We start from the raw sequence: 9,760 nt of genomic DNA, 5'->3' as shown, positions 1-9,760 counted from the left end.
CCGCTCGCCCGCGCCGCCGCGGGGCGCCCGCTGGCCGCCGTGCGGGTCATCGTCGACACGCCCGAGGCGCCGCTGCTGAGCCTGGCCACGCTCACCCGCGGCGTCGCCGCCCGCCGCACGCTCGCCGCCGTCGGCCCCGTCCTGGTGCGCTGGGCGGCGCTGCTACCCGAGGAAGTGCTGTCATGACCATCCCGATCCGGCAGAGCCTGCGCGTCGGCGGCTACATCCTGCGCCAGCGGCTGCGGGGACGGACCAAGTTCCCGCTGCTGGTGGAGCTGGAGCCGCTGTTCGCGTGCAACCTCAAATGCGCCGGCTGCGGCAAGATCCAGCATCCCGCCGACGTGCTGAAGCAGCGCATGCCGGTGGAGCAGGCCGTCGCCGCCATCGAGGAGTGCGGCGCCCCCATGGTGTCCATCGCCGGCGGGGAGCCGCTCATGCACCCGCAGATCGGCGAGCTGGTCCGCCGGCTCGTCGGCATGAAGAAGTACGTGTTCCTGTGCACGAACGCGCTGCTCATCCCCAAGAAGATCGACGAGTTCGAGCCCTCGCGATACTTCGCCTGGACCGTGCACATCGACGGCGTGCGCGAGCGCCACGACGCCGCGGTGTGCAAGGAGGGCGTCTTCGACGAGGCGGTCGCCGCCGTGCGCGAGTGCCGGCGGCGCGGCTTCCGGGTCACCACCAACACGACGTTCTTCTCCACGGACAGCCCGCGGACCGTCATCGAGGTGCTCGACTACCTCAACGACGAGCTCGCCGTCGACCAGATGATGATCTCCCCCGCGTACGCGTACGAGAAGGCGCCCGTGCAGGACCGGTTCATGGGCGTGCGGGAGACGCGCGCGCTGTTCCGCGAGGCCTTCGCCGACGGTCGGCGGAGGCGCTGGCGGTTCAACCACTCGCCGCTGTTCCTGGACTTCCTGGAGGGCCGGATCGAGCTGCCGTGCACCGCCTGGGCCATCCCGTCGTACTCGCTGTTCGGCTGGCAGCGGCCCTGCTACCTGATGGCCGACGGGTACGCGCGGACCTACCGCGAGCTGATCGAGGACACCGACTGGACGGCCTACGGCCGGGGCCGCGACCCCCGGTGCGACAACTGCATGGCGCACTGCGGATACGAGCCGACCGCCGTCCTGGCCACGATCGGGTCGCTGAAGGAGTCACTGCGCGCCATCAGGAGCGGCTGACCCCTCCATGCGCCCGAAGCGCCGCGCGAGCGCCCGGAACGCGCCGGGCGCCGCGCCGCGCAGCCTGGCCGGCACCCGCAGCCAGCCCGGCACGAACGACTCCGGCCGCCCGTCCCTGATCGCCGCCACGATCGCCCGCGCCACCCGCTCCGCCGCGATCGGCGCCGGCCGGCCGCGCGTGTACGGGGCGCCGCGCCGTACGAAGAAGGGGGTGTCCACCACCCCGGGCAGCAGGACGGACACGCCCACGCCGGGCACGTGATGCAGCTCATGGCGCAGGCTCTCCGCGAAGGCCATCAGCCCCGCCTTCGTCGCCGAGTACACGGCCTCCTGCGCCACGCCCACCGCCCCGGCGATGGAGGCCACGAACACGAGGTGCCCGCGACCCGCCGCCACCATCCCCGGCAGCAGCAGCCGCGTGAGCGCGATCGGCGCGGCGAGGTTGACCGCCAGCAGCTCCTCGACGCTGCCGGCCGGCATCCGTACGAACGGCCCCGCCCACCCCACGCCGGCGTTGTTCACCAGGACATCGACGTGCCCGCTCCGCTCGGCCAGCTCCTCGGCCTGGGTGGCGACGTCGCACACCAGCACGCGCCCGCCGGTGGCCGCGGCGACGGCCGCCAGCCGTTCACGGTCACGCCCGGCCAGCGTCAGCCGCGCCCCGGTGCCCGCCAGCGCCCGCGCGGTGGCCGCGCCGATGCCCGAGGAGGCGCCGGTGACGAGGACGTGGGCGTCGGCGAGCCTCATCGCGTCACCTGTTCTCCGTACCTGTGCGTATCACGACGTACAGTCGTGTGCTTTCCACTCCCGCGCCGTCCCAACCGGCCTGTCGTGATCAGGAGGGGCCGGCCTTCGGAAGCGAGCCGCGCGGCAGGTCACGTACGCGTCGCGGCGGCGACGATCGTCGCCGCGAGCGCCGTTCGGTGATCCTTCGCCCAGGGCGGCCCCAGCGCCGCGCGCGGACCGTACAGGACCTCGCCGGCCCGCTCGGCCAGGATCCCGGCCGCCTGCTCCGCCACGTCCTTGGCGTCGTAGAAGTGGACGGCCCAGCCGCGCTCGTGGGCGAGCTCGGCCAGGATCTGGCGGTACATGACGGAGTCCGCCCGGGCCTCGTACGGCACGCGCCGCTGGACGGCGATGTCGTCGGGGAAGTCGAGCGGCCAGGCCCGGAGCGAGAGCGAGACGATCGGTTCGGGCAGCGCGGACGCGAGCTCGTCCAGCGAGGCCGACGTCGCCCGGGCCGCCGACGCCCGCACGCGGGCCACCAGTTCGGAGGCCGCGGCGTCGTCGAGACGTCTGCCGTCGTGGTGGATGGGCGCCGCCGGCACGCCGGGCTCGATCAGCTCGATCCGCCGGCGGTCCACCACCTGGTGGTCGGCCGATGCCGTGACCGCCACGGCCCAACCGAAATGATGGGCTATCCCCACGCGCATGGCTCCGATTATGCTCCCGCCCACCCCTTTCGGCCCGGACGCGGGCCCGCGGGCCGCGCCTTGGGCGACAAGGTATACAGAATGGACGACGGCGTGCCGCGGCCGTGTTTCCGCCGGTGATTTCCGACGACGCTCCGGACGGTGCCGCCGTCGGCCCGGCCGCCGCGTCCCGCCCTCGCCCCGGCCCGCGCCGGACGCGCTCGCGGGGCCACGGGGAGGACGGACGGATCGAGCGGGACGGCGGGCGGTTCGTGCCCGTGACCGTCGAGACGCTGATCAGCGGCACCGCCTGGCGGCGGCGGAACCCGCGCGAGACGCGTGCCGGCCCGCCGCGAACGATATCGCCGCGGCGAATTCTGGCGCAGGCGTACGACGGGCGGAAAATTTAACGGCAGATTTACTTGCGGTTGGAATTCAGCGTCGAGGCAGTTCGACGAAGTCGTGAGAATTGTTGGTGTCGTCGTGTACACCGAACGTGGTAATCGCTGCTTTCCTCATATTTCCAAGGTAAATGCCAAAGCCCCGTCAGGCAATAAGCCAGCCTACCGAAATATGGCCGATTATTCATTCTGAATCGACGGACAATGCCGCGCTGATTTCCCGGTCGCCGACGCGGATCTGGATGGCCGCCAAAGCGGTGAGCGCCTGGTCCTCGAGCTGGCGGAACCCCCGGCGGCGCGCGTCGTTGAGCGCCTCGTGGCCGTGGGCGGACGCCTGTTCCAGGTTCCCCAGATCGCAATGGGCGCCGGCCAGCCCGATGAGGGACTCCAGCCGGGGCTGCCAGTTGCCGACCTCGCGGGCGATGGCCAGCGCTGTGCGGTGCTCCTCGGCGGCCTGCTCCGGGCGCCCGAGATAAGTGCGTACGGTGGCCCGGGTGTTGAGCGTGTCGGCCTCGGCCCGGCGGTCGCCGATCGCGACGGACAGCTCCACCGCGCGGTCGGCGAGTTCGAGGGCGCTGTCGTACCGGCCGGCGTCACGGTGGACCGCGGCCAGCGTGTTCAGGACGAGGACCTCGCCGTAGCGGTTGCCCGACTGGCGGAAGATGGGCAGGGCGCGGTCGAGGTAGTCCAGCGCGCGGTCGAGTTCGCCGAGATCGTGGTAGATCTCGCCCATGTTCTCCAGCGCGATCGCCTCGCCGTTGCGGTAGGCGGCCTGCTGGTAACGCGCCAGGGCCTCGTGCTGGAGTTCGGCCGCCCGCGCCAGTTGCCCCTGGCTCCGGTAGACCATGCTGAGGTTGGCCAGGCTGGTGGCGTGGATGGTGCGCTGGCCCGTCTGCCGGGAGAGGGCGATGGCCTGGCTGTAGTGGTCGGCGGCCTCCTGCAGCGAGCCCAGCTTCCAGTGCACGTTGCCGAGGTTGTTGAGCACCGCGCACTCGCACTCGCGCCACCCGGAGCGCTGGGCGAGCTTCAGCGCCTGCGCGTAGTGGCTCAGCGACTGCGGATGCATGCCCCGGCTCTGGTAGACCTGCGCCATGCTGAGCTCGGTGGCGGCCTGGGCGGTGAGGTCCCCGTCCAGCCCGGCGGCCGAGCGGGCGGCCTCGGCGACGGCCTGCCAGTCGTTCGGGTCGCGCCGCAGCGACAGGTAGCCGCGCAGCGTGTCGGCCAGCCGCCAGGCCACCTCCCGGGGGCCGTGCGCGGCGGCGTACGTGATGGCCGCGATGAGGCCGGAGCGCTCCGCGTCGAGCCACGCCAGCGCGCTCGCGGGTCCCTCGAACGTCAGCGGGGACTGCCGGCGCGGCGGTCCCGCCAGCTGCAGGGCCTGCGGGTAGAGCAGGCGTTTGGCCTCGTCGGCGACCCTGAGATAGAAGTCGAACAGGCGCGCGAGCGCGCTCGTCCGCTCGGCCCCGTTCGAGCTGTCCCGGGCGTAGAGCCTGATCAGGTCGTGGAACCCGTACCGGCCGGGAACGGTCTGCAGGATCAGGTGCGTGCGCTCCAGGCGGTCCAGGGCCCGCCGCACCTGGTCGACCGGGGCGGCGGCCAGCGCCGAGGCGGCCTGCGGGGTGAGGTCGGGGCAGGGGCTCAGGCCCAGCAGCCGGAAGAGGCGCTGGTCCGGCTCGTCGAGGGCGGCGTACGACAGGTCGAACGCGGCCCGCACGGCGGCCCGGCCGTCCCCGTCAACCTGCAGGGCGTTCAGGCGATCGCTTCCCGCGAGCTCCGTGACGCCGTCGATGATGGCGCGCGTCGGCTGCCGGGACAGGTTGATCGCGGCGATCCGCAGCGCGAGCGGCAGGTAGTCGCACAGCAGCGCCAGCCTGGCGGCGGCGTCCGCCTCCTGACGTACGCGGTCGGCCCCGAGGATCCGGGCCAGCAGGGTCCGCGCCTCGACCGGGTCCAGGACGGCCAGCGGGAGCGGCCGGGCGCCGTCGAGGGCCACGAGCCCGCTCAGCCGGTCCCGGCTGGTCACCAGGGCCAGGCAGTCGGTGGCGCCGGGGAGCAGCGGGCGGACCTGCTCCGGCGTCGCCGCGTTGTCGAGCAGGACGAGGACGCGTTTGCTGGCCAGGAGGGTCCGGTACAGGGCGGCCGCCTCGTCCGCGTCCGCGGGCACCTGCTCGGGGGCGACCCCGAGGGAGCGCAGCAGGCGGGCCAGCGCCTGCTCGGGTCGCATCGGCGGCCCGGTGGCGAAGCCGCGCAGGTCGACGTAGAGCTGGCCGTCGGGGAAACGGTCGCGGATCCGGTGCGCCCAGTACAGGGCCAGGGCGGTCTTGCCGACCCCGGCGGCGCCGGTGATCGCGATCGTGACCGGCGTGCTCGTGTGGTCCTGAACGTGCTCGTCCAGCCACCTGAGCTGCCCGGCCCGGCCGGTGAAGTCGGAGACGGAGCGCGGCAGCTGCGCCGGCACCGCGGGCGGCACGGGGCCGGCCGCCAGGACGCGATCGGGCTGCGGCAGCAGCACCGGGTCGTTGCGCAGGATGGCCACCTCGAGCCGCTGGAGTTCGAGGCTGGGGTCGATGCCGAGCTCGTCGGCCAGGCGGCGGCGGGCTCTCCTGGCCTCCTCCAGGGCCGTGTGCGTCCGCCCGCTGCGGTACAGGGCGATCATCAACTGGCAGGTCAGCCGTTCGCGGAACGGATGGCATCGGGTCAGCTCGGTCAGCTCGTCCAGCAGCTGGCGGTGGCGGCCGAGCCGTAACCCGGCGTCGATCTTGTCCTCCAGCGCCACCAGCCGCGACTCCTCCAGGCCGCTGCCCAGACGCTCCTGGGTCTCCGGAGGCGCCGCCCCGGCCAGCACGGGACCGCGCCACAGGCCGAGGGCCTGGTCGAGCAGCGCCACCCGGCGCTCGTCGTCGGGTTCCGCCCGGGCCCGCTGCACCAGGCCGCGGAAGCGGTGGGCGTCGATCCGCTCCGGGTCGGTGCGCAGGACGTAGCCCGCGCCCTGCGCCGTCAGCGTGGCCTCGGCCTGGGCGGGGTCGGCGCGGGCCAGGATCGAGCGCAGCTGGGAGACCGACACCCGGATCGCGTGCTGTGCCGTACGCGGGCGGGACCCCGGCCAGTTCAGCTCGACCAGCCGCTCCACCGTGACGGGATGGTTGGCCTCCAGAGCCAGAACCGCGAATGTCAGCCGCTGTTTGCGTGGGCCCAGTACGACGCGCTGCCCGTCCGAGTAGGCTTCGACGGCGCCGAGCAAGCGGAACTCCAACATGAGTCACACTCCGGTTTGGATTTCGCTCTCATGGTCTGTCAGGCGTTGGGGTTTCTCAAGACCTCGAAATCAGTCTCCGACGGCGCTTTGATCGGACTCTGAAGTAACTATGAACGCCCTCTCCCACTATTTACTCGGAGCCAGAACAATGACGCTGAGGGTGGGCAATGGCTGATTTTCCGGCTGTCGCGGAGGCGCCGCCGCCGCGGACCTTTCGGCTGGCGCACGCCTCGCGCGGCGCGGTCATGGACTCGGCCCGGCTGGCGCTGCCCTGCGCGATCACCCGTGAGTGGGCCTGGGGGTCGGCCACCGGCTCCGGCGTGCGGGTCTGCCTGATCGACAGCGGGGTCGACGCGCCCCACCCGGTCTTCACCAGGCCCATCACCCCGCTCACGATGACGGCTGACAGCTTGGACGTCGTGCCCGACGAGGTCGGCGACCAGGCGGGCCACGGGACGGCCTGCGCGGGCGTCATCCGGGCCATGGCCCCGGACTGCGAGCTGACCAGCGTGCGCGTGCTCGGCAGCGGGCTGCAGGGCCGCGGCGAGGTGCTGCTGGCGGCGCTGGAATGGGCCATCGAGCAGCGCTTCTCCCTGGTCAACCTGAGCCTGTCGACACGGCGCGCCGAGCACAAGGAGGCCCTGCACGATCTCGTGGACAGGGCGTTCTTCGCCGGGGTCACCATCGTGGCCTCCGCCCACAACCGGCCGGTGCGCAGCTATCCGTGGCACTTCCCGAGCGTGATCTCGGTGGGTTCGCACACCTTGGCGCTCGCCGAGCACATCGAGTGCAACCCGGAGCCCCCGGCCGAGTTCTTCGCGCGCGGGGTCGGGGTGGAGGTGCCGCTGCCGGGCGGCGGGACCTCGCGCCTGACCGGCAACAGCTTCGCCACACCGCACGTCACCGGGCTGTGCGCGCGCATACTGCAGCGGCACCCGGGCCTTGCCACCGGCCAGCTCAAGCACGTGCTGGCGGCCGTCGCGAACAACCGGACCTGAGGAGGCCACCATGGGCGTGGGCATCCCTGATTCCCTGACCTCCTCGCTGGGGAGGCTGTTGCGTCCCACCGAGCACGACGAGTTGCTGAGGTCGGCCGTACGGCTCGCCCGGCTGACGTTCTCGGCGTCGGCCGCGTCGGTGTTCCTGTACGACGAGGAGCGCGACCGGCTGGTGTTCGAGGCGTCGTCAGGGGAGGGCGAGGACCGGCTGCTCGGGGTGGCCATCCCGACCGGGCGCGGCGTCGCCGGGTGGGTGTTCCAGACCGGCGAGACCGTGCTGCTCAGCGACGTCCAGGAGGATCCGCGCTTCGACCGGGAGTTCGCGCAGAGCACCGGGTACGTGCCGAAGATCCTGATGGCGGCCCCGCTGGAGCTGGAGGACCGCACGATCGGCGTGATGGAGGTGCTGGACCCCGCGCTGCAGCGGTTCGGGGAGATGGCGGCCATCGACCTGTTCACCGAGCTGGCCGCCCAGACGGCGATCACGCTCACGCTCATGGCCGCCGCCCGCTCGCTGACCCGGAGCGCCAGGGAGGGCCTCACGCCCTGGAGCCGGCTGGAGATCGCGCTCAGCCGTACGGAGGCCTCCGACACCGCGGTGGACGAGTTGCTCAACGCGCTGAGCAAGTTCGTCACCGCCACCACGGGCCACGGAGCGACCTGATGCATCTGGCCGAGATGGCGGTGCTGCGCGCCGTGCCCGCCGCGGGCGTCTTCCTCGCCCTCACCCGCCGCTGCCCGCTGTCGTGCGCGCACTGCTCGACGGAGTCCGACATGGACGGCGCGGAGCACGCGGAACGGCCCTTCCGGCGGCTGGTCGCGTCCTTCACCAGGCAGGAGCATCCGGAGTTCATCGTCATGTCCGGGGGTGAGGCGCTCCTGCGGCCGCGGCTGGTGCGCGACCTCGCCGACTCGGCGCGGCTGTCGGGGACGAGGTCGTACCTGCTGTCCGGGCTGTACTTCGCCCGGGACGGGCACGCGGTGCCGCCCGCCCTGCGGGCGGCCATCTCGGCGGTCGATCACTTCGCGGTCAGCCTCGACCGCTTCCACGAGCGGGAGGTGAGCAGGCGCGCGGCCTTCCGGGCGCTGCACGAGATCCGTTCCTGGGGGCCGCAGGTGAGCGTGCAGATCACCGGGGACGGCGGCGCGGACCCCTACGTCGCCGACCTGGTGCGCGAGGTGCGGGAGGAGTTCGCCGACCAGGTGCCCATGCTCGTGGTGCCGCTCCGGCCGGTCGGGCGCGCGAAGACCCTGGACGGCCCGCGCGCCGGCCCGAGAACCCTGCCCGCCGCGCCCGCGCCGTGCGAGATGGCGGCCTGGCCGCTGGTCACCTACGACGGGACTGTCCTCACCTGCTGCAACGACGACCTCGCCGCCGCCGCCCGCCCACCGCACCTGGTGCTCGGGCACGCCGATGAGGATCCCTGGCCGGTGCTGCGCCGGCGCCACCTGGACCGGCCGCTGGCGCGGGCCGTGCGGATGTTCGGACCGCGTTACGCGAAGGCGCGGTTCGGATCGGACGCCGCCGCCCCCGGCTACTGCGACGTCTGCGTCACCCTGCACCGGGACCGCGGGCTGGGCGAACGGGTCGCCGGGTATCTGGACTCGCCTGCCGGTCCGGCGATGGAGAGCGCCGTACGCGGTCTCGTGGAGCGGCACGGCCCGTACGGCTTCGCCCGCCGCCACGGCATCGCGCGCTACAGCGAGCTGGTGACGCTCGGCTGGGAGGGTCGGGAGCGGTGATGCGCCGGTTGAGGCTAGCGGACATCGAGCGGCTGCGACGTACGCGTGGCCGCACCGTGCTGCTCTACCTCACCGATCGGTGCCCTGTCGGGTGCGCGCACTGTTCCGTCGCCGCGCTCCCGGCCGGCCCGCGCATTACCGACCACCGCCTCTTCGCGGACATCCTGGCGGGGATCTGCGCCGAACCCGGCATCGAGGCCGTCGCGATCTCCGGCGGCGAGCCGTTCGCCGAGCGTCGCGGGCTGATCCTCGCCGTGGACGCGTTCGCGGACGCGGGCAAGGACGTCGTGCTCTTCTCCAGCGGCCACTGGGCGTCGGGGCCCCGATGCCCGCGGTGGATCACGCGGGTGCTGGAACGGTCCTCGACCGTGATCCTCAGCACGGACAGCTTCCACCAGGCCGCCGTCGAGCGGCGGCGGTTCGGCCGAGCGGTCGCGCACGCCGCGCGGGCCGGCTGCCACATCGTCCTCCAACTCCTGGACGAGCCCGGCGCGGTGCCGTTCGCCGAGGGGATCCTCCGCGACACGCTGGGGGACGACTGGTCCCGGCGCGCGGAGATCACGCTGATCACCCCGCTGCGGGCGGGCCGGGGCAGCGGCGTCTTCGCGATCGGACGCCGCTACGGCGTCGCCGAGCTGGGCGCGTGCCCGCTGACCGCGTCGCCGACCGTCCGCTATGACGGCGTGATCACGGGCTGCTGCAACGAGAGCGTCATCACGGGCGGCGGCCCCCGGGGGCTGCGGCGGCGGGCGACCGGCGCGGC

The 9,760-nt window shown here is 73.0% G+C and carries 9 protein-coding genes; 6 read left to right on the top strand and 3 right to left on the bottom strand.

Going from position 1 to position 9,760, the window contains the following annotated elements; translation table 11 throughout:
* Together ACWDX9_RS54295 and hpnH are read left to right on the top strand one after the other, a co-directional pair.
* The coding region (locus ACWDX9_RS54295) for a hypothetical protein (protein WP_449970184.1) at positions 1-186 on the top strand (186 nt) is incomplete at its 5' end.
* Positions 183-1,187, top strand: a complete 1,005-nt coding sequence (gene hpnH, locus ACWDX9_RS54290) for an adenosyl-hopene transferase HpnH (protein WP_364252412.1) — start codon at positions 183-185, stop codon at positions 1,185-1,187. The genes ACWDX9_RS54295 and hpnH, both read left to right, overlap by 4 nt.
* On the opposite strand, the gene ACWDX9_RS54285 is transcribed toward hpnH, so the two are convergent.
* The 3 genes from ACWDX9_RS54285 to ACWDX9_RS54275 form a co-directional block, all read right to left on the bottom strand.
* Entirely contained in the window at positions 1,161-1,934 is a 774-nt protein-coding gene (locus tag ACWDX9_RS54285) for an SDR family NAD(P)-dependent oxidoreductase (protein ID WP_449970183.1), read from the bottom strand. The genes hpnH and ACWDX9_RS54285 overlap by 27 nt on opposite strands.
* A 128-nt stretch (positions 1,935-2,062) precedes the next feature.
* Positions 2,063-2,620 (bottom strand): hypothetical protein, encoded by a 558-nt coding sequence (locus ACWDX9_RS54280; RefSeq protein ID WP_449970180.1) that lies wholly within the window; start codon positions 2,618-2,620, stop codon positions 2,063-2,065.
* A 564-nt stretch (positions 2,621-3,184) separates the two neighbouring features.
* Positions 3,185-6,256, bottom strand: coding sequence for a BTAD domain-containing putative transcriptional regulator (locus ACWDX9_RS54275; RefSeq protein ID WP_449970178.1), 3,072 nt, complete (start codon positions 6,254-6,256; stop codon positions 3,185-3,187).
* A 167-nt stretch (positions 6,257-6,423) separates the two neighbouring features.
* Between ACWDX9_RS54275 and ACWDX9_RS54270 the strand changes: the two genes are divergently transcribed.
* The 4 genes from ACWDX9_RS54270 to ACWDX9_RS54255 all read left to right on the top strand — a co-directional run.
* The gene (locus tag ACWDX9_RS54270; RefSeq protein ID WP_449970176.1) at positions 6,424-7,254 is read left to right on the top strand and encodes a S8 family serine peptidase; all 831 of its coding nucleotides are present in this window, start codon (positions 6,424-6,426) and stop codon (positions 7,252-7,254) included.
* A 10-nt stretch (positions 7,255-7,264) separates the two neighbouring features.
* Positions 7,265-7,918, top strand: a complete 654-nt coding sequence (locus tag ACWDX9_RS54265; RefSeq protein ID WP_350732990.1) for a GAF domain-containing protein — start codon at positions 7,265-7,267, stop codon at positions 7,916-7,918.
* Positions 7,918-8,997, top strand: a complete 1,080-nt coding sequence (locus tag ACWDX9_RS54260) for a radical SAM protein (protein ID WP_449970172.1) — start codon at positions 7,918-7,920, stop codon at positions 8,995-8,997. Before ACWDX9_RS54265 ends, ACWDX9_RS54260 begins: the two co-directional genes overlap by 1 nt.
* Before the next feature lie 8 nt (positions 8,998-9,005).
* Positions 9,006-9,760: radical SAM protein (locus ACWDX9_RS54255; protein WP_449970170.1), on the top strand; the 755-nt coding region annotated here is incomplete at its 3' end.

The sequence above is a fragment of the Nonomuraea sp. NPDC003201 genome, from assembly GCF_053590415.1.
Note: the sequence above shows the minus strand (reverse complement) of the source record. Positions and strands in the feature narration are given on the sequence as shown.